Annotated in this window: 21 protein-coding genes; 10 read left to right on the top strand and 11 right to left on the bottom strand. The window is 65.1% G+C overall.

Annotation, left to right across the window (positions count from 1 at the left end):
• The first annotated feature begins 112 nt into the window (after positions 1 to 112).
• The 8 genes from FK527_RS09890 (at position 113) to FK527_RS09855 (ending at position 8621) form a co-directional block, all read left to right on the top strand.
• On the top strand, positions 113 to 1207 hold the full coding sequence (locus tag FK527_RS09890; protein ID WP_246072739.1) for an efflux RND transporter periplasmic adaptor subunit: 1095 nt from the start codon (positions 113 to 115) through the stop codon (positions 1205 to 1207).
• A 14-nt stretch (positions 1208 to 1221) separates the two neighbouring features.
• Positions 1222 to 4512: an efflux RND transporter permease subunit gene (locus FK527_RS09885; RefSeq protein ID WP_144732920.1), complete on the top strand. Its 3291-nt coding sequence runs from the start codon at positions 1222 to 1224 to the stop codon at positions 4510 to 4512.
• Entirely contained in the window at positions 4509 to 4718 is a 210-nt protein-coding gene (locus FK527_RS09880) for a YgaP family membrane protein (RefSeq protein WP_114483749.1), read from the top strand. The genes FK527_RS09885 and FK527_RS09880 overlap by 4 nt, the downstream gene beginning before the upstream one ends.
• Positions 4719 to 4731: 13 nt before the next feature.
• Positions 4732 to 6102 (top strand): TolC family outer membrane protein, encoded by a 1371-nt coding sequence (locus FK527_RS09875; protein WP_342778967.1) that lies wholly within the window; start codon positions 4732 to 4734, stop codon positions 6100 to 6102.
• 34 nt (positions 6103 to 6136) lie between these two features.
• Positions 6137 to 7408: an NAD(P)/FAD-dependent oxidoreductase gene (locus FK527_RS09870; protein ID WP_144732914.1), complete on the top strand. Its 1272-nt coding sequence runs from the start codon at positions 6137 to 6139 to the stop codon at positions 7406 to 7408.
• Between the two features lie 35 nt (positions 7409 to 7443).
• On the top strand, positions 7444 to 7773 hold the full coding sequence (locus FK527_RS09865) for a rhodanese-like domain-containing protein (protein ID WP_144732911.1): 330 nt from the start codon (positions 7444 to 7446) through the stop codon (positions 7771 to 7773).
• 92 nt (positions 7774 to 7865) lie between these two features.
• Complete coding sequence (locus FK527_RS09860; protein ID WP_144732908.1) at positions 7866 to 8312, top strand: OsmC family protein; 447 nt, start codon at positions 7866 to 7868, stop codon at positions 8310 to 8312.
• A gap of 111 nt (positions 8313 to 8423) precedes the next feature.
• The gene (locus FK527_RS09855; RefSeq protein ID WP_144732905.1) at positions 8424 to 8621 is read left to right on the top strand and encodes a YgaP family membrane protein; all 198 of its coding nucleotides are present in this window, start codon (positions 8424 to 8426) and stop codon (positions 8619 to 8621) included.
• An 81-nt stretch (positions 8622 to 8702) separates the two neighbouring features.
• Here FK527_RS09855 and FK527_RS09850 read toward each other — a convergent pair whose 3' ends face one another.
• From FK527_RS09850 to scpA, 9 genes are read right to left on the bottom strand one after another with little or no spacing between them, the layout of a single operon-like run.
• On the bottom strand, positions 8703 to 9194 hold the full coding sequence (locus FK527_RS09850) for a VOC family protein (protein WP_144732902.1): 492 nt from the start codon (positions 9192 to 9194) through the stop codon (positions 8703 to 8705).
• On the bottom strand, positions 9191 to 10261 hold the full coding sequence (bioB, locus tag FK527_RS09845; RefSeq protein WP_144732899.1) for a biotin synthase BioB: 1071 nt from the start codon (positions 10259 to 10261) through the stop codon (positions 9191 to 9193). Before bioB ends, FK527_RS09850 begins: the two co-directional genes overlap by 4 nt.
• Positions 10261 to 12309 carry an acetyl-CoA carboxylase biotin carboxylase subunit gene (gene accC, locus FK527_RS09840; RefSeq protein ID WP_144732896.1) on the bottom strand — a complete coding sequence of 683 codons (2049 nt, stop codon included), beginning with the start codon at positions 12307 to 12309 and terminating at the stop codon, positions 10261 to 10263. The genes bioB and accC overlap by 1 nt, the downstream gene beginning before the upstream one ends.
• 13 nt (positions 12310 to 12322) lie before the next feature.
• Entirely contained in the window at positions 12323 to 12505 is a 183-nt protein-coding gene (locus FK527_RS09835) for a hypothetical protein (RefSeq protein WP_144732893.1), read from the bottom strand.
• Positions 12506 to 12517: 12 nt separating this feature from the next.
• Entirely contained in the window at positions 12518 to 14050 is a 1533-nt protein-coding gene (locus FK527_RS09830; protein ID WP_144732890.1) for an acyl-CoA carboxylase subunit beta, read from the bottom strand.
• A 47-nt stretch (positions 14051 to 14097) separates the two neighbouring features.
• Positions 14098 to 15126, bottom strand: a complete 1029-nt coding sequence (gene meaB, locus FK527_RS09825; RefSeq protein ID WP_186298421.1) for a methylmalonyl Co-A mutase-associated GTPase MeaB — start codon at positions 15124 to 15126, stop codon at positions 14098 to 14100.
• Between the two features lie 58 nt (positions 15127 to 15184).
• Positions 15185 to 15601 (bottom strand): type II toxin-antitoxin system VapC family toxin, encoded by a 417-nt coding sequence (locus FK527_RS09820; RefSeq protein ID WP_144732887.1) that lies wholly within the window; start codon positions 15599 to 15601, stop codon positions 15185 to 15187.
• On the bottom strand, positions 15598 to 15918 hold the full coding sequence (locus FK527_RS09815; protein WP_144732884.1) for a toxin-antitoxin system HicB family antitoxin: 321 nt from the start codon (positions 15916 to 15918) through the stop codon (positions 15598 to 15600). The genes FK527_RS09820 and FK527_RS09815 overlap by 4 nt, the downstream gene beginning before the upstream one ends.
• A 57-nt stretch (positions 15919 to 15975) precedes the next feature.
• On the bottom strand, positions 15976 to 18147 hold the full coding sequence (scpA, locus tag FK527_RS09810) for a methylmalonyl-CoA mutase (RefSeq protein WP_144732881.1): 2172 nt from the start codon (positions 18145 to 18147) through the stop codon (positions 15976 to 15978).
• A gap of 219 nt (positions 18148 to 18366) precedes the next feature.
• On the opposite strand from scpA, the gene FK527_RS09805 reads away from it, so the two are divergent.
• Positions 18367 to 19002 carry a GntR family transcriptional regulator gene (locus FK527_RS09805; protein WP_144732878.1) on the top strand — a complete coding sequence of 212 codons (636 nt, stop codon included), beginning with the start codon at positions 18367 to 18369 and terminating at the stop codon, positions 19000 to 19002.
• Between the two features lie 24 nt (positions 19003 to 19026).
• On the opposite strand, the gene FK527_RS09800 is transcribed toward FK527_RS09805, so the two are convergent.
• The gene (locus FK527_RS09800) at positions 19027 to 19719 is read right to left on the bottom strand and encodes a DUF3334 family protein (RefSeq protein ID WP_144732875.1); all 693 of its coding nucleotides are present in this window, start codon (positions 19717 to 19719) and stop codon (positions 19027 to 19029) included.
• 106 nt (positions 19720 to 19825) lie between these two features.
• On the opposite strand from FK527_RS09800, the gene FK527_RS09795 reads away from it, so the two are divergent.
• Complete coding sequence (locus FK527_RS09795) at positions 19826 to 21619, top strand: ABC transporter ATP-binding protein/permease (RefSeq protein WP_144732872.1); 1794 nt, start codon at positions 19826 to 19828, stop codon at positions 21617 to 21619.
• A gap of 61 nt (positions 21620 to 21680) precedes the next feature.
• Here the strand turns inward: FK527_RS09795 and lpdA are convergent, their stop codons facing one another.
• Positions 21681 to 23585, bottom strand: coding sequence for a dihydrolipoyl dehydrogenase (gene lpdA, locus FK527_RS09790; RefSeq protein ID WP_144732869.1), 1905 nt, complete (start codon positions 23583 to 23585; stop codon positions 21681 to 21683).
• Between the last annotated feature and the right edge of the window lie 12 nt (positions 23586 to 23597).

Genomic DNA, 23597 nt, shown 5'->3' with positions numbered 1-23597 from the left:
ATTTCGCGCAGACGCTATGATAAACTCGTTGCATATTTAGCTGATTAGCTAAATAATGCAAAATCTGTCGGGAATGTGTTGGAATCGATGCTTGCTGGGCATGGAGGGTCGAATGCTGAAAACTCGTGATCTCGTCGCCGCGTGCATGGTGCTCGGCGGGGCCGTCAACGGTGCCTTGGCCGCGCAGCCGGCTACCTTGGCGACGTACCAAGTCCAGGCGCCGGCCCGGCAAGGCCAGCGCGTCAGCGCCGAGGCCGTGGTCGAGGCGGTGCGCGACACGCAGGTGGCCGCGCAGGTGCAAGGCGCGGTGGTCGCGTTACACGTGAAGGTCGGTGACAAGGTGCAGGCTGGGCAGGAATTGCTGCGCATAGATGCGCGCGCGGCCAACCAGAATGCGGCGGCGAGCGCGGCGCAGGTACAAGCCGCGCGTGCGCAGCTCGACGTGGCCGCCAAGGAGTATGAGCGGCAAAAGCAGCTCGCCCAAAAGCACTACATCAGCCAGGCCGCGCTCGACCGCGCCAAGGCCCAGTGGGAGGCGGCACAGGCGCAGGTGCAGGCTTTGCAGGCGCAGGCTGGCGCCGCGCAGACGCAGTCGGGGTTTTATGTGCTCAAAGCGCCCTACGCCGGCATCGTGAGCGAAGTACCCGTGGTGTTGGGCGACATGGCCATGCCGGGGCGGCCGCTGGTGCGCGTGTATGACCCGTCCGCGCTGCGCGTGACGGCCACGGTCGCACAGTCTGCCGCGGCTTCGCTGGCGCAGGCGTCTGCCGTCGAAGTGGACGTTCCCGGCGCCAAGGTGGCGCGCTTGTCGGTGCCCACGGCGCAGGTGCAGCGTTTCCCGGCGCTCGATGCGGCCACGCACACGGTGCAGCTGCGCGTGCCGCTGCCCGCGCAGGTGCAAGGTGCACTGCCGGGCATGTTCGCGCGCGTGGCATGGCAAGGCGGTGCCGATGCCGCAGCGCCGGCCGCAAAAGAGGCTGGGCAAGCAGCTGAACAAGCCGTGGGCCAGCAATTCCTGGTGCCCGCCAGTGCCATCGTGCGCCGCGCAGAAATGACGGGCCTGTACGTGCTCGACGCGCAAGGGCGGCCGCTGCTGCGCCAGGTGCGGCTGGGCTACAGCGACGGCACGCAGGTCGAGGTGTTGAGTGGCCTGCGCGCCGGCGACAAGGTCGCCACCGATCCGCAAGCTGCGGCCAAGATGCGTTGAAAGGGTGTACCGACATGCGCACGGAAACCCCCTCCTCCCTCGGAATCTCGGGCCGCATTGCTACGCTTTTCCAGAGCGCGCAGATCACGCCCTTGCTCGCGCTCGTGGCGTTTTTGCTCGGCGTTTTTGCGGTGCTCGTCACGCCGCGCGAGGAAGAGCCGCAGATCAACGTCACCATGGCCAACGTGCTGATCCCCTTCCCGGGGGCGGGCGTGGCCGACGTGGAGCAGATGGTGGCGACGCCAGCCGAGCAGGTGCTCGCGCAAATGGTGGGCGTGGAGCACGTGAGCTCGGTCTCGCGCCCGGGGTTGGCGGTGCTCACGGTGCAGTTCAAGGTGGGCGTGGCGCGCATCGACGCGCTGGTGCGCCTGCACGACACCTTGCGCACGCACAGCGACTGGCTGCCGCGCGACCTCGGCGTGCTCGACCCCATCATCAAGCCCAAAGGCATAGACGACGTGCCCATCGTCACGCTCACGCTCTACAGCAAGGATCCGGAGCAAGGCGCTTTTGCGCTCGAGCGCGTGGCGCACAGCATGGAGGTGGAGCTCAAGCGCGTGCCGGGCACGCGCGAGGTGCAGACCGTGGGCGGGCCGGGGCGCGCCGTGCTCGTGCGGCTCGATCCGGCGCGCATGGCGGGTGCGGGCGTCACGGTGCAAGACCTGCGCGCAGCCCTGCAGTCGGCCAACATGGGCCTGCCGGTGGGCGACTTGCTCAGCGCAAACCAGGCCGTGGCAGTGGAAGCCGGGCCGTTTTTGAGCACGGCGCGCGACGTGGCCGAGCTGGTGGTGGGCGTGCGCAATGGCAAGCCCGTATTCCTGCAAGACGTGGCCGAGGTGCGCGACGGCCCCCTGCCCCCGAGCCGCTATGTGTGGTATGGCTTTGCGCAAAAAGCCGGCGGCGGCGAATACCCGGCCGTGACCATCGCCATCACCAAAAAGCCCGGTGAGAACGCCATCAACGTGGCCGACGCCGTGATGCAGCGCGTGGGCCAGTTGCGCAACACCATCATTCCCGACAGCGTGCAGGTCGCCGAAACGCGCAATTACGGCGCCACGGCCAACGACAAGGCGCAAAAGCTGATCCAAAAGCTGCTCTTTGCCACCGTGTCGGTGGTGGTGCTGGTGTTCCTCGCGCTCGGGCGGCGCGAGGCCGCGATCGTCGGCACCGCCGTGGTGCTGACCTTGACCGCGACGCTGTTTGCCTCGTGGGCCTGGGGCTTCACGCTCAACCGCGTGTCGCTGTTTGCGCTGATTTTCTCGATCGGCATCCTGGTCGATGACGCGATCGTGGTGGTGGAAAACATCCACCGCCACCAGCAGCTGCACCCCGAAAAGACGCTCGTGCAACTGATCCCCGGCGCCGTCGATGAAGTCGGCGGGCCGACCATACTTGCCACGCTCACGGTGATCGCCGCGCTGCTGCCCATGGCTTTCGTTTCGGGCCTCATGGGGCCGTACATGAGCCCGATCCCGATCAACGCGAGCATGGGCATGCTGCTGTCGCTCTCGATTGCCTTCGCCGTCACGCCCTGGCTGTCGCGCCTGTGGATGAAGGCGCACCACGGCGGCGCCCATACAGGCGCGCAAAGCTCTGGCGAATTATCCAAATCCATAGCGCATTCCGCGCTTACGGCAAGGCTTGCGCCGGTATTCGAGCGTATTTTCACGCCGCTGCTCGACGAGCGCAGCGGCAAGCGCAATCGGCGCCTGATGGGCCTGGGCGTCGCGCTGCTGATCGCCGTATCGGTGGCGCTGCCCGTCACGGGGTTCGTGCTGCTCAAAATGCTGCCACTCGACAACAAGTCCGAGTTCCAGGTGGTGGTCGATATGCCTGCGGGCACGCCGGTGGAACAGACCGCGGCGGTGCTGCACGAGCTCGGTGCTTACCTGGCCACCGTGCCCGAGGTCACCGACTACCAGGCGTATGCGGGCACGGCGGCGCCGATCAACTTCAACGGCCTGGTGCGCCAGTATTACCTGCGCGCCGGCGGCGAGGTGGGCGACATTCAGGTGAACCTGGTGGACAAGCACGAGCGCAGCGACCAGAGCCACGTGATCGCGACGCGCGTGCGGCCCGCGCTGCAGCAGATCGGCAAGCGCTTTGGTGCGAACGTCAAAGTGGTCGAAGTGCCGCCCGGCCCGCCCGTGCTCTCGCCCATCGTGGCAGAAATCTACGGCCCTGAGGCGCAAGGCCGGCGCGACATGGCGCGCGCCGTGCGCGCCGTGTTCGAGAAAACGCCCGATATCGTCGATGTGGACGACAGCAATATCGAGAGCGCGCCGCGCAAACTCCTGCTCGTGGACCGGCGCAAGGCCGCCTTGCTGGGCATCCCGCAGCAAGCCATTGTGGCCACCTTGCGCGCCGGCCTCGCGGGTGCGGACACCACGTATTTGCACGACGCGAGCAAATACCCGGCGCCGATCACGCTGCAACTGCCCGAAGAAAGCCAGGGTGACTTGAACGCGCTGCTGCAGCTCACGGTGCGCAACGCCAGCGGGCAGCTCGTGCCGCTGCGTGAATTGGTCACCGTGAGCGACACCTTGCGCGAGCAGCCCGTCTATCACAAAGACCTGCTGCCCATGAGCTACGTCGTCGGCGACATGGCGGGCAAGGTGGACAGCCCGCTCTACGGCATGTTCAAGATGCGCGCCGACATCGCGCGCCTGCCCACGCCCAGCGGCAGCCCTATGGTCGAATACTTCATCCGCCAGCCCGACGACGCGCTGCGCGATTACGCGCTCAAGTGGGATGGCGAGTGGCAGATCACCTACGAGACCTTCCGCGACATGGGCCTGGCCTACGCCGTGGGCCTGGTGCTGATCTACTTGCTCGTGGTGGCGCAGTTCGGCTCGTACCTGATGCCGCTGATCATCATGGCGCCGATTCCGCTGACCATCATCGGCGTGATGCCAGGGCATGCGCTGCTCGGCGCGCAATTCACGGCCACGAGCATGATCGGCATGATCGCGCTCGCGGGCATCATCGTGCGCAATTCGATCTTGCTCGTGGACTTCATCCACTTGCAAGAGCGCGCGGGCGTGCCGCTCAAGGACGCCATCGTGCAGGCGGCCATCATCCGCGCGCAGCCCATTTTGCTGACCGCGCTCGCCGCGATGATCGGGGCGTTTTTCATCCTCGACGACCCGATCTTCAACGGGCTTGCGATCTCACTGATCTTCGGCATCTTCGTTTCCACCCTGCTGACGCTGGTGGTGATCCCGACCCTGTATTACATGGCGTATCACCGCAAAGCCAAGGCGGATACTTCGTCAACCACTCACTCTGAAGGAGCATTCTCATGACCAGCTGGCAACTCGTGCGCGTGATCGCAGGCACATTCATTCTGCTTTCCCTGGCGCTCGGCATCCCGGGCAGCCCGATTTTCGTGAGCCAGTGGTGGCTCGCGTTCACGGCCTTCATTGGGCTCAACCTGCTGCAAAGCGGATTCACCAAGTGGTGCCTGATGGATTCCCTCCTGCGCAAGCTCGGCGTCCCGGGCGGCTGCTGAGCAGGAGATGCGCATGCGCATGAAGGCACTGCCCACCGCCGCCCTGCTGGCGTTGTGCGTCTCGGGCGCACATGCGGCCGATTTGTTGCAAGTCTGGCAGGCCGCGCGTGCGCACGATCCGCAAATGGCTGTGGCCGAAGCGGCGCGCGCCGCAGGCGCCACGCAGCGCGAGCAGGCGCGCGCGCTCTGGCGCCCGAACCTAGGCTTCAGCGGCGGTGTTGGACAGCGCACCGCGGATACGGACATCCGCGGCGCGCAATTTTCGGCGCCGGGTATGGGCACTTCGAACGGCGTGTCGTTCGGCACCTCGGTGCACAGCGGCACGGCCACGCAATGGGCCGTGAACGCACGCCAGCCCTTGATCCACGGTGAGCGCAGCGCGCAGAGCGCGCAGCTCGACATCGCCGCCTCCGCGGCCGAAATCGGCTGGCAGGCTGCGCAGCAGGACGTGATGCTGCGCACCGTACAGCGCTATTTCGATCTCGTGCTGGCCGAGCGCAAGCTCGCTCTGCTGCGCCAGCAGCAAACCGCCGTCGAGCACGCGCTGGCCGAAGCCAAGGAGCGCTACGCGCTCGGCGACACCCCCATCACCGACACGCACGAAGCCACGGCGCGCGCGCGCAGCCTGCAGGCGCAGGTGCTGGCCGCCCAAAGCGAATGGCAGCTCGCGCGCAATGCGCTGGCCGACGCCACGGGTCTCGTGCCCGACACGCTACAGGTGCTGCCGCCTGCAGCCGAGATCAACGCATTTGCATTGCAGTCGCTGGACGCGTGGATCGCGCTCGCGCTCGCCAACAACCCGCAGCTGCGTCTGCAGCAGGCCCAGGCACAGGCGGCGCAGCAAGAGGTCAAAAAATTCAGTGCCGCCTCCTCGCCCACGCTGGACCTGGTCGCGCAGGCGGGGCGCGACCGCTTGCAGGGCGACGGCAATTTCGGCTCGGGCAGCACCACGCAAAAGCAACACATGATCGGGCTGCAGCTCAATGTGCCGCTCTACACGGGCGGCATGCGCAGCGCCAAGCTCGAAGAAGCCCTGCGCCTCGAAGACAAGGCGCGTGCCGAGGTCGAACTCACGCGCCAGCAAGTCAGCCAGCAGACACGCGCAGCCTGGCTGGCCCTGCAGACCGCGCAGGCACGCGTGGCCGCGCTGGCCGAAGCCGTCACCGCGAGCGAGGCCCGCCTTGCCGCCACGCGGCTTGGGCGCGAAGTGGGCGACCGCACCACGCTGGATTTGCTCAACGCCGAAAACGACGCCGACGCCGCGCGCCTGGCTTGGCTGCAAGCACGCACGGAAACGCTGCAAAATCGGCTGCGCCTGCAGGCCCTGGCAGGCCAGCTCGATGAAGCCCAGTTACAGAGCGTGAACGCGCTGCTGCAGCATTGATCCACCCCGATTTTTTGCCCCAAGGAGACTCAAAATGGCCCATATCGTCGTTCTCGGCGCCGGCACCGGCGGCATGCCTGCAGCCTACGAGCTGCGCGAACGCTTGGACAAAGCACACCAGATCACCGTGGTCAATACGGTGGATTACTTCCAGTTCGTGCCCTCCAACCCCTGGGTGGGCGTGGGCTGGCGCAAACGCGACGGCATCACCTTTCCGATCCGCCCACACCTCGAGAAAAAAGGCATAGGCTTCGTGGCCCAGCTGGTCACACGCATAGACGCCGAAGGCAATGCACTCGAATTTGCCAATGGCGAGCGCCTGGCCTATGACTACCTGGTCATCACCACCGGCCCCAAGCTCGCCTTCGACGAAGTGCCCGGCTCGGGCCCCGGTGGCCACACCCGCTCGATCTGCACGGTCGATCACGCCGAGCAGACCTGGGCCGACTACCAGGAATTCCTCCAAGACCCGGGGCCGGCCATCATAGGCGCCATGCCGGGCGCCTCGTGCTTCGGGCCGGCGTACGAGTTTTCGTTCATCTTCAACAAAGACCTGCAGCGCCGCAAGCTGCGCAAGAAGGTGCCCATCACCTATGTCACGAGCGAGCCCTACATTGGCCACCTGGGGCTGGGTGGCGTGGGCGACTCCAAGCTGCTCATGGAAAGCGCCCTGCGCAGCAACGACATCAAGTGGATCACCAACGCCAAGGTCACGCGCGTGGAGCCGGGCAAGATGTTCGTCACCGAGCTCGACGAGAACGGCCAGGTGAAGAAGGAGCACGAGCTGCCCTTCAAGTTCAGCATGATGCTGCCGGCCTTTCGCGGTGTGGACGCCGTCGCGGCCGTCGAGGGGCTGTGCAACCCGCGCGGCTTCGTCATCATCGACGAATACCAGCGCAGCAAGAAGTACCGCAACATCTTCTCAGCCGGCGTCTGCGTGGCGATCCCGCCCGTCGAGGTCACGCCCGTGGCCACGGGTGCGCCTAAGACGGGCTACATGATCGAAACCATGATCACCGCCATCGTGCACAACATCGCCGCCGACCTCGAAGGCAAAACCGGCACTGCCAAGGGTAGCTGGAACGCGATCTGCCTTGCCGACATGGGCGACACGGGCGCCGCCTTCGTCGCCCTGCCCCAGATCCCGCCGCGCAACACCAACTGGTTCAAAATGGGCAAATGGGTGCACTGGTCCAAGGTTGCATTCGAGAAATACTTCCTCTACAAGATGAAAACCGGCAGCTCCGAGCCGATTTACGAAAAATACGTGCTCAAATTGCTGGGTATCCACAGACTCGAACATTGACTGCGCTCTCTCAGGAAAATCCAGGAACAAGCTCCATGAGTCCTACCCCTTCCGCGCCCCCCGACGAAAACCGCCCCGAAGCCCCGGAGCTTGAGCGTCTGGTGCTGCTCGACGTGCGCTCGCCCGGCGAATACATGGCCGGCCATGTGCGCGGCGCCATCAACCTGCCGCTCGAGCGCTTCATGCAAGACATCGCCCGCGTCGCGCCCGACAAGGACGCACCCATCGTGCTGTATTGCGTCTCGGGTGCGCGCTCTGGCATGGCCTGCGACGCCATGCGCCAGCTTGGCTACCGCCAGGCCATCAACGGCGGCTCGGCGGCGAACGTGGCGCTGCAGTTGCAAAGGCCTATCGAACGGGGTTGAGCGCGGTAGAAACGAGGTAGGGCGGCAGCCGATGTAGGCTGGGTTGCAACCCAGCCTGCTACCACGGCCCAACAACGAACGAGGAGAACCCCATGAGCGAGAAAATCGTCACCGTCGAACTCAAGCAGCGGCAAGACTACCGCTTCGATGTCGATTTCGGCCCCGGCATTCCCGGCCTCACCACCGACGAGCCGCCGCCGCTGGGCACGGGCATGGGGCCCACGCCGGTGCAACTGCTGTGCGCGGCCGTGGGCAATTGCCTGAGCGATTCGCTGCTGTTTGCGCTGCGCAAATTCAAGCAAAACCCCGAGCCGCTGCGCGCCAGCGTGACGGGTGAGGTTGGGCGCAACGCCGAGGGCCGTGTGCGCGTGCTCAAGATCACGGCCATCATGCACCTGGGCGTACCCGCGGGCCAGCTCGAACACCTCGACCGCGTGCTCGGTCAGTTTGAGGCTTTTTGCACTGTGACGCAGAGCGTGGGCCAGGGCATCCCGATCGAGCTGCAAGTGCTTGACTCGACGGGGCAGCGCCTCAAATAGTGCACATGGCAGTGGGGCGTTTCCCGAGATGCTGCGCACCGCTGCCCTCCCCTGCCTTGCCACGATGGCGCAAGGCGCTTTTCCAAGCATCGAAGCACCAAGGAGGAAAGCATGAAAGTCAATGTTGGGGGAATCGATCGCATCCTGCGTATCGTCGTTGGTCTCGTATTGATCCTATTGGCCGCCACCGGCACGGTAGGCTGGTGGGGTTGGATCGGCGTGGTGCCGCTGCTCACGGGCCTGTTCAAGTTCTGCCCGCTCTACAGCTTGCTGGGCATGAACACCTGCCCGATGGAAAAGAAATCCTGAAGTCCGTTTTTTGCAGATAAAAATGGCTGCCAGCGCTTGATGGTAAAGCGCTGGCAGCTATTATTTTAGGAATATCGAGAATCAGCCCAGTGCCGCAATGACCTCGGGCGGCGCCTGCACGAGTTCGATCAGCACGCCTTCGCCCGCAATGGGGAATTCCTCATTGCTCTTGGGGTGCAAAAAGCAGATGTCGTAACCGGCGGCGCCCTTGCGGATGCCGCCCGGCGCAAAGCGCACGCCTTGCGCCGTGAGCCAGGCTACGGCTTTGGGCAGATCGTCTATCCACAAGCCGATGTGGTTGAGCGGCGTGGTGTGCACCGCCGGTTTTTTGTCGATGTCGAGCGGCTGCATGATGTCCACCTCGACCTTGTAGGCGCCGCTGCCCATGGCGAGGATGTCTTCATCGACGTTTTCGCGCTCGCTCTGGAAGGTGCCGGTCTGCGTGAGGCCCAACATGTCCACCCACAGGCGCTTCATGCGCTGCTTGTCGGTGCCGCCAATCGCGATCTGCTGTATGCCCAGCACCTTGAAGGGGCGCTGCTGCGCTGCCGCGCTGGTGTTGGCTTCGCTCATGCGCATGCTCCTTCGCCATGGTGATGATGGTGGTGCAGGTCGTGCGCCTCGGTGCTCGTGGTGCGGTGGCCGCGCAGGCCCAGCTTGGCGAGCAGCTGCTCGTCGGCCTCGGTGTCGGGGTTGCCCGTGACGAGCAGCTTTTCACCGTAGAAAATCGAATTCGCGCCGGCCATGAAGCACAGCGCCTGCACTGCTTCGCCGAGCTGCTGGCGCCCGGCCGAGAGGCGCACGCGCGCTTTGGGCATGGTGATGCGCGCCACGGCGATCACGCGCACGAAGTCGAGTGGGTCGATCGGGTCGCTATCGGCCAGCGGCGTGCCGGGCACGCGCACCAGGCTGTTGATGGGCACCGATTCAGGGTACGGATCGAGGTTGGCGAGCTGCGCGATCAGGCCCGCACGGTGCACGGGCGCTTCGCCCATGCCCACGATGCCGCCGCAGCACACGCTGATGCCAGCCGCGCGCACGTTGCGCAGCGTGTCGAGGCGGTCCTGGTAGGCGCGCGTGCTCACCACGTCGGTGTAATACTCGGGCGCGGTGTCGAGGTTATGGTTGTAGTAGTCCAGCCCTGCGTCGCGCAGCGCCTGCGCTTGGTGCGCTTCGAGCATGCCCAGCGTGGCGCAGGTTTGCAGGCCCAGTTCCTTGACGGCGCTGATGAGTTCGCTCATTTTTTCGATGTCGCGGTCTTTGGGCGCGCGCCAGGCCGCGCCCATGCAAAAGCGCGTGGCGCCGGCGTCCTTGGCGGCCTGCGCGGCGTGCACGACTTCATCGACCTCCATGAGCTTTTGCGCCTTGACGCCGGTGTCGAATTCCGCTGACTGCGGGCAGTAGCCGCAGTTTTCCGGGCAGCCGCCGGTTTTCACCGACAGCAGCGTGGCAAGTTCGATGTCGCCCGCGGGCCAGTGCTGGCGGTGCACGGTCTGCGCCTCATAGACCAGATCGAGCAAGGGCTTGTCGAGCAGCGCCTGGATGGCTTCGACCGTCCAAGGGCCACTGGATGGTGCGGGATTTGCAGCGGGGACGGAAGTGCGGTGCACGGTGATGGTTTGTTCGGCAGCGGTGTTCATCAAGCAAACTCCAGAATGATTTGATCCACGGCGAGGGATTCGCCTTTTTGTGCGTGGATTTTGCCCACGACGCCGTCGCGCGCCGCGAACAGGATGTTTTCCATTTTCATGGCCTCGATCGCGGCGAGCTTTTCACCAGCCTCCACTTTCTGCCCCGGCTCCACGGCCACATCCACCAGCAGCCCCGGCATGGGCGAAAGCAGGTATTTGGACATGTCTGGCGGCGCCTTGTAGGGCATGAGCTGGTACAGGCGCGCGCCCAGCGGCGACAGCACCAGCGCGTCGATCTGCGTGCCATTGTGCGCGACGCGCAGCGCCAGAGGGTTCTTGGGCGTGCCGCGCTCGACCTGCGCGGTGAAGGGTTTGCCGTTGCACTGGCCTTGCACGCGAATCTGGCCCAGCGTTGCATTGCTGCTGATTTGGTAGCTTCTTGCGCCCACTGTAACTAGGCTGGAGCCCGATTTGTCTTCAAAATCGGTGACCGAGACCTCGTGGTACAGGTGCTCGCCCTGCGCGCCGAGCACGACCACCGCGAACTGCTCGCCCACCTTGACCTCGTGCCCTTCGAGCTGCCCGCTGATGCCCGAAGCGCGCGCACGGTAGCGCCGGTTCATATAGGCCGCGAGTGCGACCAGGAACAGCGGGTCTTCGTGCGGCACGTCCTCGGCGCGGAAACCCTGCGCGTAATGTTCGGCGATGAAGCCGGTGTTGAAGTCGCCGCTGAGAAATTTGGGATGTGCAAGCAATGCTGCCTGAAACGGGATGTTGCTGTGGATGCCGCGGATCACGAAGCCGTTGAGCGCCTCGCGCATCTTGGCGATGGCGTCTTGCCGGTCGCTGCCGTGCACGATGAGCTTGGCGATCATCGAGTCGTAATACATAGGGATTTCGCCGCCCTCATAGACGCCCGTATCGACGCGCACGCCGTAGCGCTTGCTCGTGTCGGCCTGGAACATGGTCTGCTCGGGCGGCTGAAAGCGCACCAGCCGCCCCGTGCTCGGCAGGAAGTTGCGAAACGGGTCTTCGGCGTTGATGCGGCACTCGATGGCCCAGCCCTCGCGCTTGACCTCGGCCTGTGTGAAGGAGAGCTTTTCGCCCGCGGCGATGCGGATCATCTGCTCGACCAGGTCCAACCCCGTGATGCACTCGGTCACTGGGTGCTCGACCTGCAGGCGCGTGTTCATCTCGAGGAAGTAAAAGTCCTGGTTCTTGCCGACCACGAACTCCACCGTGCCCGCGCTCTGGTAGCCCACGGCCTTGGCCAGCGCCACGGCCTGCTCGCCCATGGCTTTGCGCGTGGCCTCGCTGATGAAGGGCGACGGGGCTTCTTCGATGACCTTTTGGTGGCGGCGCTGGATCGAGCATTCGCGCTCGTTCAGATAGACCACGTTGCCAAAGGCGTCGCCGAGCACCTGAATTTCGATGTGGCGCGGCTGCTCGACAAACTTTTCGATGAAGATGCGGTCGTCACCAAAGCTGTTGCGCGCCTCGTTCTGGCAGCTTGCAAAGCCGTCGAAAGCCTCTTTGTCGTTGAACGCGACGCGCAAGCCCTTGCCGCCGCCGCCCGCGCTGGCCTTGATCATCACGGGGTAGCCGATCTGCCGCGCGATCTCCACCGCCTGCTCAGGGCCCGCGATGGGCTCGTTGTAGCCGGGGATGGTGTTGACCTTGGCCTCCTGGGCGAGCTTCTTGGACGCAATCTTGTCGCCCATAGCGGCGATGGCCGCGTGCTTGGGGCCGATGAAGACGATGCCCTCTTCTTCGACCTGCCTGGCGAAGGCCTCGTTTTCGCTCAAAAAGCCGTAGCCCGGATGGATGGCCTGCGCGCCGGTCTGCTTGGCCGCGGCGATGATTTTGTCGGCGCGCAGATAGCTCTCGCGGCTGGGCGGCGGGCCGATGTGCACGGCCTCGTCGGCGAGCTTGACATGGCGCGCGTCCTTGTCGGCGTCGGAATACACCGCGACGGTGGCGATGCCCATTTTTTTGGCCGTGGCAATGACTCTGCACGCAATCTCGCCCCGGTTCGCGATCAGGATTTTGGAAAACATGGTTTTGGACTCCTCAAGCAATGTGACAGCGTGTAGCAGCGCGCAGCGCGGGCTGCGGCAGGCGATTTGACGAAACGACCGCCGCGCGACCGTTTTCGCCGCGGTTGGCGATGAGGATTTTTTTGAACATGGTTATGACCCGTGTTGCTGAATGATGCTTTTCAGTTGCTGGATCGTGTGTGGCGTCAGAAGCCACACCGAAACTTCTTCACAGCGGAATGTTCCCGTGCTTCTTCCACGGGTTCTCGAGCTTTTTGTTGCGCAGCATCACGAGGCTGCGGCAGATGCGCTTGCGCGTTTCGTGCGGCAGGATCACGTCGTCGATGAAGCCGCGCGCGCCGGCGACGAAGGGGTTGGCGAAGCGCGCCTTGTATTCGGCCTCGCGCGCGGCGAGTTTTTCGGGGTCGTTCTTGTCTTCGCGGAAGATGATCTCCACCGCGCCCTTGGCGCCCATCACGGCGATTTCGGCGTTGGGCCAGGCCAGGTTGACGTCGCCGCGCAAGTGCTTGGAGCTCATCACGTCGTAGGCGCCGCCGTAGGCCTTGCGCGTGATCACGGTGATCTTGGGCACGGTGCATTCGGCAAAGGCGTAGAGCAGCTTGGCGCCGTGCTTGATGATGCCGCCGTATTCCTGCGCCGTGCCGGGCATGAAGCCGGGCACATCGACGAAGGTGATCACGGGGATGTTGAAGGCGTCGCAAAAGCGCACGAAGCGTGCGGCCTTGGTGCTGCTCTTGATGTCCAGGCAGCCTGCGAGCACCAGCGGCTGGTTCGCCACGATGCCCACGGTCTGGCCTTCCATGCGGCCAAAGCCGATCACGATGTTTTTCGCATATTCGGGCTGGAGTTCAAAAAAGTCGCCGTCGTCCACCGTTTTGTGGATCAGCTCCTTCATGTCGTAGGGCTTGTTCGGGTTGTCGGGCACGAGCGTATCGAGGCTCAGGTCCATGCGCTCGGCCGGGTCCTTGCTCTTGCGCACGGGCGGTTTTTCGCGGTTGTTGAGCGGCAGGTAGTTGTAGAGGCGCCGCAGCATGAGCAGGGCTTCGACGTCGTTCTCGAACGCCATGTCGGCCACGCCACTCTTGGTGGTGTGCGTGCTCGCGCCGCCGAGCTCCTCGGCCGTGACCTCCTCGTGCGTCACGGTCTTGACCACCTCGGGGCCGGTCACGAACATGTAGCTGCTGTCCTTGACCATGAAGATGAAGTCCGTCATGGCCGGCGAATACACCGCACCGCCCGCGCACGGGCCCATGATCAGGCTGATTTGCGGGATCACGCCGCTGGCCATGACGTTGCGCTGGAACACGTCTGCATAGCCGCCGAGCGAGGCCACGCCCTCCTGGATGCGCGCGCCGCCCGAGTCGTTGATGCCGATCACGGGGGCGCCGACTTTCATGGCCTGGTCCATGATCTTGCAGATTTTTTCCGCATGCGCCTCCGACAGTGCGCCGCCGAACACGGTGAAGTCCTGGCTGAAGACGAACACCAGGCGGCCGTTGATCATGCCGTAGCCCGTGACCACGCCGTCACCCGGCGTCTTGTTGTTTTCCATGCCGAAGTCGGTGCAGCGGTGCTCGACGAACATGTCCCATTCTTCAAAAGTGCCGTCGTCGAGCAGCAGCTCGATGCGCTCGCGCGCCGTGAGCTTGCCTTTGGCGTGCTGCATGGCTATGCGCTTTTGCCCGCCGCCCAGGCGCGCACGTTCGCGCTTTTTTTCGAGTTGATCCAGGATTTCTTGCATGGTTCGTCCTTTGGGTGAATTGGCTGTTCTGTGGTCGCTTTCGCTATTTATTCGATAGCTTTCGGCGCTTTGCCGAACTGGGCTGCGAGCAAAATTCTTGCGGCCGTGGAAGCGGGCACGCGGCCTTGCGCCACGTCGGCTTCCATGGCGGGCAGCAGGCGACGCACCTGCGGGTGCTGGCGAAAAGCCTGCTTGAGCCCCCCGTCTATGCGCTCCCACATCCACGCAAGCGCCTGCTGCTGGCGGCGCGCGGCCAGGCGGCCGTTGGCGGTCTGCAGGCGGCGGAATGCGCTGACCTCGGCCCAGAAGGCATCGACGCCCTGCCCGAGCAGGGCGCTGATCTGGATCACCTTGGGGTGCCAGAGCTTGTCGTCGTGGTGCGCGTGTTCGGGGTTGCCGTGCAGGCCCAGCAGGCGCAGGCTGGAGGTGATTTGCGCCTGCGCGCGCGTGGCCGCCTTGGGGTCGAGGTCGGCCTTGTTGATGACCACGAGGTCAGCCAGCTCCATCACGCCCTTTTTGATCGCCTGCAGATCGTCGCCCGCGTTGGGCAGCTGCAGCAGCACGAACATGTCGGTCATGCCGGCCACGGCGGTCTCGCTCTGGCCCACACCCACGGTTTCGACGATGACCACGTCGTAGCCTGCGGCCTCGCACACCAGCATGGCCTCGCGCGTTTTCTCGGCCACGCCGCCCAGCGTGCCGCTGCTGGGGCTGGGGCGGATGTAGGCCATCTCGTGCACCGAGAGCTTCTCCATGCGCGTCTTGTCGCCGAGGATAGAGCCGCCCGAGACGCTCGATGAAGGATCGATCGCAAGCACCGCCACGCGGTGGCCCTGGCTGATCAGGTACAGGCCCAGCGCCTCGATGAAAGTCGACTTGCCCACGCCCGGCACCCCGCTGATGCCCAGCCGGAACGCCTTGCCAGTGTGTGGCAGCAAGGCGGTGAGCAGCGCATCGGCCTGCGCGCGATGGTCGGCGCGCGTCGATTCGAGCAGCGTGATGGCCTTGGCCATGGCGCGGCGGCGTTGCAATGGCGTGCCGTGCAGGATCGCGGCTTGCAGCTCAGGCACGTTCATGCACAGGCTCCAGCGGCGGTCGATGGTTGGGTTGTCGTGATCTGCATTCCTTGTGCGCTCACAAAATCTCGAACGCCCGGCCGTCGGGCAGGCGGTAGCGCGAAAAGTCGCGCACGTCGATGGTCAGGACTTGCGCCACGCCGGACGCACAGGCCAGCCAGTAGAGCGAGGCTTCGGCCAGGTCCATTTCGGTGCGGGGCTGTTGCGTGTATTGCTCCATCCACACGCACATCTCCAGCAGGTCCGGTGCGTCGAAGGGGAACACCTGCACCGCTCCATGGCCTATCCATTGCAACAAGGCCAGCCGTTGGCGCGGCCCCAGCAGGTGACTGGCTTCCGTCACGCAGGGCCAGGTCGTGTGCATCTGGATGGGCGCCGGCGTGTCCACGATGAGCTGCCGAAAGTGCGCATGAAAGCGGTCGCCTGGGTGGAACAGGGCCACCAGCGGCCCCGAGTCGAGCAGGCAGACTTTCAAGCGTCGCCTCTCTGGGCCTTGGTCTCGCGCTCGGCAAGGTAGGCAGCGTAGTCGTCCTGCTGCTGCGCGTGCTGCGCGCGCAGGCGCTGGCGCAGGGCGGCCTTGATGGGCGACAACGCATCATCTGGCACTTCCTCGCCCACGCGGTAGCGCGCCGATTCCTCCATGACCTTGTGGTACAGCGCGGCCGGATCCTTTCGGCCCAGGGCTCGCTCCACCGCCTCGATAATGAACTGCGACTTGGTAATGCCCTGCCGCTTGGCGGCCAGCGCCAACTCTTTTTCCAGCAAAGGGTCCATGCGCACGGATACAGCCATGAGATGCTCCAATTTTCGTCAGATACATACGGTATTGCTGTATCACGTCGTCCGCTTTTAGCGCGTTTTTTGCGCCTTCTTGATCTGCTCCAGCACGTCCTTCGCGCTGGCCGGGATCGGCGTGCCCGGGCCGTAGATGCCTTTGACGCCGGCCTGGTAGAGAAAGTCGTAATCCTGCTGCGGAATCACGCCGCCCACGAACACGACGATGTCGTCCGCGCCCTGTTTTTTGAGCTCCTCGATGATCGCGGGCACCAGGGTTTTGTGGCCTGCGGCCAGGGTGCTCACGCCCACGGCGTGCACGTCGTTTTCGATGGCCTGGCGCGCGCATTCTTCGGGGGTCTGGAACAGCGGGCCGATATCCACGTCGAAGCCGAGGTCGGCAAAGGCCGTGGCCACCACCTTGGCGCCGCGGTCGTGGCCGTCCTGGCCGAGCTTGGCGATCATCACGCGCGGGCGGCGGCCGTGCTCGGTGGCGAATTCGTTGATCTCGGTCTTGAGCTTTTCCCAGCCTTCGGCCGAATCGTAAGCGGCTGCGTACACCCCGGTCACCTTTTGCGTGTCGGCGCGGTGGCGCCCAAAGACTTTTTCGAGCGCCTCGCTGACCTCGCCCACCGTGGCGCGCAGGCGGATGGCATCCACAGTGAGCGCGAGCAGGTTGCCCGTGCCGCTTTCCGCTGCTTTTGTGAGAGCATCCAGCGCTTGCTGCACCTTGGCCTGGTCGCGATTTTGCTTGATTTTTTGCAGGCGCGCGATCTGGCCTTCGCGCACCTTGAGGTTGTCGATCTCGAGGATGTCCACCGGCTCTTCCTTGGCCAGCTTGTATTTGTTCACGCCCACGATCACGTCTTTGCCCGAGTCGATGCGCGCCTGCTTCTCGGCGGCGGCTGCCTCGATCTTGAGCTTGGCCCAGCCGCTGTCCACGGCCTGCGTCATGCCGCCCATGGCCTCGACCTCTTCGATGATCTGCCAAGCGGCGTCGGCCATGTCCTGCGTGAGCTTTTCCATCAGGTAGCTGCCGGCCCAGGGGTCGATCACGTTGGTGATGTGCGTCTCTTCCTGCAGGATGAGCTGGGTGTTGCGCGCAATGCGGGCGGAAAACTCGGTGGGCAGCGCGATGGCCTCGTCGAAGCTGTTGGTGTGCAGGCTTTGCGTGCCGCCGAACACCGCGGCCATGGCTTCGATGGTGGTGCGCACGACGTTGTTGTACGGGTCTTGCGCGGTGAGGCTCCAGCCGCTGGTCTGGCAGTGCGTGCGCAGCATCAGGCTCTTGGGGTTCTTGGCGCCAAAGCCCTTCATGATGCGGCACCACAACAGGCGCGCGGCACGCATCTTGGCGATCTCGAGATAAAAATTCATGCCGATCGCCCAGAAGAACGACAGGCGTCCGGCAAAGTCGTCCACATCCATGCCCTTGGCCGTGGCGGTCTTGACGTATTCCTTGCCGTCGGCCAGTGTGAAGGCGAGCTCGAGCGCCTGCGTGGCGCCGGCCTCTTGCATGTGGTAGCCGCTGATGCTGATCGAGTTGAACTTCGGCATATTTTTTGCCGTGTACTCGATGATGTCGCCGATGATGCGCATGCTCGGTTTCGGCGGATAAATGTAGGTGTTACGCACCATGAACTCTTTGAGGATGTCGTTCTGTATGGTGCCGCTGAGCTGCTCCTGCTTCACGCCCTGCTCTTCGGCCGCAACGATGTAGCCCGCGAGCACAGGCAGCACGGCGCCGTTCATGGTCATGGAGACGCTGACCTTGTCGAGCGGAATCTGGTCGAACAGGATCTTCATGTCTTCGACCGAGTCGATCGCCACGCCGGCCTTGCCCACGTCGCCCGTGACGCGCGGATGGTCGCTGTCGTAGCCGCGGTGCGTGGCCAAATCGAACGCCACTGAAACGCCCTGCCCGCCCGCGGCGAGCGCCTTGCGGTAGAACGCGTTGGACTCTTCGGCCGTGGAAAAGCCCGCGTACTGGCGGATCGTCCAGGGGCGCACCGCGTACATGGTGGCCTGCGGGCCGCGGATGAAGGGCTCGAAGCCCGGCAGCGTGTCGGTATAAGGCAGGCCTTGCAGGTCTTGCGCGGTGTAGAGCGGCTTCACGGTGAGGCCGTCGGGCGTGATCCAGTCGAGCGCGTTCAAGTCCCCGCCTGGGGCGGATTTGGCCGCGGCTTTGGCCCAGTCTGCGAGGCTGGCTTGGGCAAATTCGGGGGATGCGTTGTGGGGCTCACTCATGGCGCGGCTTTCTGTGTTCAGGCAATGCGGGGGAATGGAAACGAATCTGGCGGTGCAAGAAGGCGAAAAGCGTGAGGCGGCTCACGCGCAACGGGCGACGAACATTGCGGCAAACGTCCGTTTAGCAGGGGCGGAGTTTATATCATTCATAATTATGAATTCAGAATCCAAGCCTGCGTCCCGTCTGCAACCGCTATTTTGCCTTGTGCCGCCCAGCCCATGTCCTCCTCTACCCTCACGCCGCGCGCGCTCTATGAAGAAGTGGCCGAGCAATTGCGCCAGCGCATTTTCCGGCGCGAGCTCGAGCCCGGCAGCTGGATAGACGAGCTCAAGATCGCCGAAGAATTCGGCATCAGCCGCACGCCGCTGCGCGAGGCGCTCAAGGTGCTGGCCACCGAGGGGCTCATCACGATGAAGCTGCGCCGCGGCGCCTACGTGACCGAGATGTCGGAAAAAGACCTGCGCGACGTCTATCACCTGCTCGCGCTGCTCGAAAGCGACGCTGCAGGCATCGTGGCCGCGCACGCCACGCCGCAGCAACTGCAGGAGCTGCAAGCGCTGCACGCCGAACTCGAAGCCGCCGTGGGCGAACGCGAGCGCTTTTTTGCGGTCAACGAGCGCTTTCACATGCGGCTGCTGGAGCTCGCCGACAACCGCTGGCGCAGCCAGGTCGTGGCCGATTTGCGCAAGGTCATGAAGCTCAACCGCCAGAATTCCCTGCTCAAGGAGGGGCGCATCGAAGATTCGTTGCGCGAACACCGCGCCCTCCTCGCGGCGTTGCAGGCACACGACGCGGCCGCGAGCGTGCAGGCCATGCAGGCGCATTTTGCGCAGGGGCTGGAGGCGGCGGCGTGAGCTGCGGCGCACCTCCCGCCCCGCTCACATCCCCAGCGATTTGAGCAGTTCCTCGGTATCGCTCGCCCCGGCATCTGGCGCCGCCGGGGCGGGCGCAGCGGAGGCGAGGTGCGCCTGCGCGATCAGCGCGTCGGGGTCGGGCGCTTCCTGGGGCTCGAAGTCGTAGAGCTTGATGAATTCGGTGCGGTCGATCGCGAGTTCGAGGTAGAAGATGTGGTTCGCGCCGGTGTAGAAAGTGACGCGCCGCGCCTCGGGCTGGTCGAGGTTGGCGTCCACACTCAGCACCACCTGTTTGTTCAGCGCCAGCATCTTGGGCTGGTTTTGCGTGATGTGGGTCTGCAGCTCGCGCCGCACCTTGCCGACGAAGTCGCCCACGACCTGGTTCATGAGCTCGCCCATGACGTTGGCCACGTCGTCCGAGGTGTAGGAGCTCGCGAGATCGTCGCGCGACATGCCCATGTTGAGCATGTAGCTCTGGTAGAGCTCCATCGCCGCCTGGGCCGAGAAGTTGATGATCACCAGGCCCGAAAAACCGCCGTCGAACAGCACGAAGCAGCCGATGTCGGGCTTGAGGCAGGTTTTGCTGATGCGCTGCACCATGGCTGAGTAATGGATTGCGCTCTGCGTGGCCACGGTGAGCACCTTGGTGACCGAGTTGCACAGGCTCAGCAGCAGGTCTTCGGTGCCGAAGACGACGGGGTTTTCAGTGGCGCTCATGAAAAGGTGTAGAAAAAAGTAACGAACCCCGCAAGTGTGCCTTCTTTTTGAGCCGCCCGGGTCGGCGTTCCCGCCCACGACTCAGCCTCTCAGGTCCAATACGGCCATGCGCAAGGACACCAAAGCAAACATCGACAGCGACGACGACGACAACAGCGACGACCGCACCGCACCGGCAGCCACCGAAACCCCGGGCTTCAACCTGCGCCTGTGGCGGCGTTTTGCCGCGATTGCCCAGCCCTACTGGCGCTCGCAGGAGCGCTGGCGCGCCGGCGGGCTGCTGGCCTTGCTGGTGGGCTTGCTGCTCGTGCAGACCGCCTGCAACGTGCTGTTCAACCAGGAAACCGGCGAATTCACCTCGGCGCTGGCGGCGGGCGACAGTGCGCGCTTTTGGGCTTCGATCCGGCGCTACACCGCCTTGCTCGTGGCGGCAGTGCCGCTGTATGCGCTGTACTACTTCGTGCGCGACACGCTGGGCCTGCGCTGGCGCCGCTGGCTGACCGAGCAGTTTCTTGCGCGCTATTTCCACCAGCGCGCGTATTACCGGCTCAGCATGGCCGAGGACATAGACAACCCCGACCAGCGCATTGCCGACGACATCAACAGCTTTACCCAGCAGTCGCTCTATTTTTCGATGATCGTGCTGGGATCGGTCATCGAGCTCGTCGCGTTTGCGGGCGTGCTGTGGTCGATTTCGCACGCCTTGGTGTATTTTTTGCTCGCTTATGCCGTCGTGAGCACCTGGTTCACGGGCACGGTGTTCGGGCGGCAGCTCATCGCGTTGAATTTTCGCCAGCTGCAGCGCGAGGCGGACTTCCGCTTCAGCCTCGTGCGCGTGCGTGAGCATGCCGAGCCCATCGCTTTCCAGCACGGCGAGGCACGCGAAATGGCGCTGCTGCAGCGCGTGTTTCAGACGGTGTATGCCAACTTCCAGCGGGTGCTGCGCGCGCAGTTCAAGCTCAACCTGTTCCAGTACGCGCACAGCTTTCTGATGGCCTTGCTGCCCACGGTAATCATCGCGGGCGACGTGCTTTCGGGCGAGCTGGAGGTTGGCCGCGCGATCCAGGCGACGGGCGCCTTCACCGCCATCCTGAGCGCGCTCACGGTGATCGTCGAGCACTTCGAAGGACTGAGCCGCTTTTCCGCGGGCGTGGAGCGGTTGTACGCTTTTTCTGAAGCGCTCGACGGCCAGACGCCGCAGGGTGAGCCTGCCGCCGAGCCCGTGCCGCAGGTCCGCACCGTGCCGGGCTTCGAGCTGGCGCTGGATCGCCTGACGCTGCTCACGCCCCACCGCGAGCGCCTCTTGATCCGCGAGCTGAGCCTGAGCGTGCAGCCCGGCGAAGGGCTGCTCATCGTGGGCGCGAGCGGCGCCGGCAAAAGCTCGCTGCTGCGCGCGATGGCCGGCCTGTGGAATGCGGGCTCGGGCGAGGTGATACGCCCCGCGGGGCTGGACATGATGTTTCTGCCGCAGCAGCCCTATCTGCCGCTCGGTGATCTGCGCTGCCAGCTCACGTACCCGCAGACCGGGCACGAAGTTTCGGACGAGGAACTGCTGCAGTGGCTCGAGCGCGTCAACCTGCCCACGCTGGCCGTGCGCTTCGGCAGCCTGCAGGCGCGCCAGGACTGGGCCAAGGTGCTGTCCGTGGGCGAGCAGCAGCGGCTGGCCTTTGCGCGCGCGCTGCTTGCCAAGCCGCGCTACCTGCTGCTCGACGAGGCCACGAGCGCGCTCGACGCCGGCAACGAAGCGCTGCTTTACGGCCAGCTGCGCGGCCTCTCGATCACCCCGGTCAGCGTGAGCCACCACCCTGCCCTGCTCCAGCACCACGCCTGGGTGCTGGAGCTTTCCGGCGACGGCGGCTGGACGCTGCACGAAGCCGCGCGCTATCGCTGGAACCTGTAGTCGTCAACCCCCCGGTGCTGCGCACTTACCCGGGGCTGGCGGGCGCTGGCGGGCGCTGGATTCAACGCCGCGCGGGCGGCAGGTCGGTGCAATGGCCCACAGCGGCTTCGGCGGCCAGGCCTATGCTCTCGCCGAGCGTGGGATGCGGGTGCACGGTCTGGCCTATGTCGAGCGCGTCGGCGCCCATTTCGATCGCGAGTGCCACTTCGCCGATCAGGTCGCCCGCATGCGGGCCGACGATGCCGCCGCCGAGGATGCGGCCGTGGCCGGGGGCGCCCGCGTCGGTGCCGGCGTCGAACAGCAGCTTGGTGAAGCCTTCGTCGCGGCCGTTGGCGATGGCGCGGCCCGATGCGCTCCAGGGGAACAACCCCTTGCGCACGGCGATGCCCTGCGCCTTGGCCTGCACTTCGGTCAGGCCCACCCAGGCGATTTCGGGGTCGGTGTAGGCCACGCTCGGGATCACGCGCGCTTCGAACGCGGCGCGCGCCAGCTCGGCCTTGCCCTGCAGCTCGCCCGCGATCACTTCGGCCGCGACATGGCCTTCGTGCACGGCTTTGTGCGCGAGCATGGGCTGGCCGACGATGTCGCCGATCGCAAAGATGTGCGGCACGTTGCTGCGCATTTGCGCATCGACGGGGATGAAGCCGCGCGCATCAACATGCACGCCGGCGGCTTCGGCGCCGATCTTGCGCCCGTTGGGGCTGCGGCCCACGGCTTGCAGCACGAGGTCGTAGGTTTGCGGCTCGAGGGCTGCGGCATCGGCCGTGGCGCCTTCCTGCGCCGGGGCGAACTGCACCTGCACGCCCTCGGGCGTGGCGTGCGCGCCGCTGACGCGGGTGTTCAGCAGGATGCGGTCGAAGCGACGGGCGTTGATTTTTTGCCAGACCTTGACGAGGTCGCGGTCGGCGCCGGGCATGAGCTCGCCGCTCATCTCGACCACGGCTATGCGCGCGCCCAGCGTCGCATACACGGTGGCCATCTCCAGCCCGATGATGCCGCCGCCGATGATGAGCATGCGCCGCGGCACGGACGGCAGCGCAAGCGCGCCCGTGCTGTCGATGATGCGCGCGTCGTCTGGCAGAAACGGCAAGCGCACGGCCTGACTGCCCGCGGCAATGATGGCGCGCTGGAACGCGATGGTGCTGCGCTTGCCGGTTTTTTCTTGCGCGGGGCCGGCGGTTTCTTCGACCACCACGCGGTGCGCGCTCGCAAAGCTGCCGTAGCCGCGCACGACTTGCACCTTGCGCATCTTGGCCATGGCGGCCAGGCCGCCCGTGAGCCGGCCCACCACCTTGGCTTTGTGCGCGCGCAGTTGCTCGAGGTCGATCTGCGGTGCGCCGAAAGACACGCCGGCGCCCGCCAGGTGCTGCGCCGCGTCGATCACCGCGGCCACGTGCAGCAAGGCCTTGGACGGGATGCAGCCCACGTTGAGGCACACGCCGCCGAGCTCGGCGTAGCGCTCGACGAGCACCACGCGCAGGCCCAGGTCGGCCGCGCGAAAGGCCGCGCTGTAGCCGCCCGGCCCGCCACCGAGCACGAGCAGGTCGCATTCGAGGTCGGCCGGCGCGTTCTCTGCGGCAGCGGTGGGCGCTACGCTTGCAGGAGCTGCTTGCGCTTGCTTTGCCTCTGTTTCAAGCACATTGGCGCGTGAATCGGCTGAACCGCTGGCGCGAGCAGCTTCTGAATCAGGAGCAGAAGCGTTTGCCGCCGCGGGCGCGGCAGCGGCATCCGCCGTTTCGAGCGTGAGCAGCACGCTGCCCTCGTGCACCTTGTCGCCGAGTTGCACGCGCAGCTCCTTGACCACGCCGGCGTGGCTCGAGGGGATTTCCATCGACGCCTTGTCCGACTCCACTGTGACCAGGCTTTGTTCCGCGCGAATGGTGTCGCCGGGTTTGACGAGCACCTCGATCACCGTGACTTCGGGGAAGTCGCCGATGTCGGGCACCTTGATGTCCATGAGGGCCATGGTTTGCTTCTC

The organism is Extensimonas perlucida (genome assembly GCF_007655255.1).
Lineage (GTDB): Bacteria > Pseudomonadota > Gammaproteobacteria > Burkholderiales > Burkholderiaceae_C > Extensimonas > Extensimonas perlucida.
This window is presented reverse-complemented; position numbering and strand designations above follow the sequence as displayed.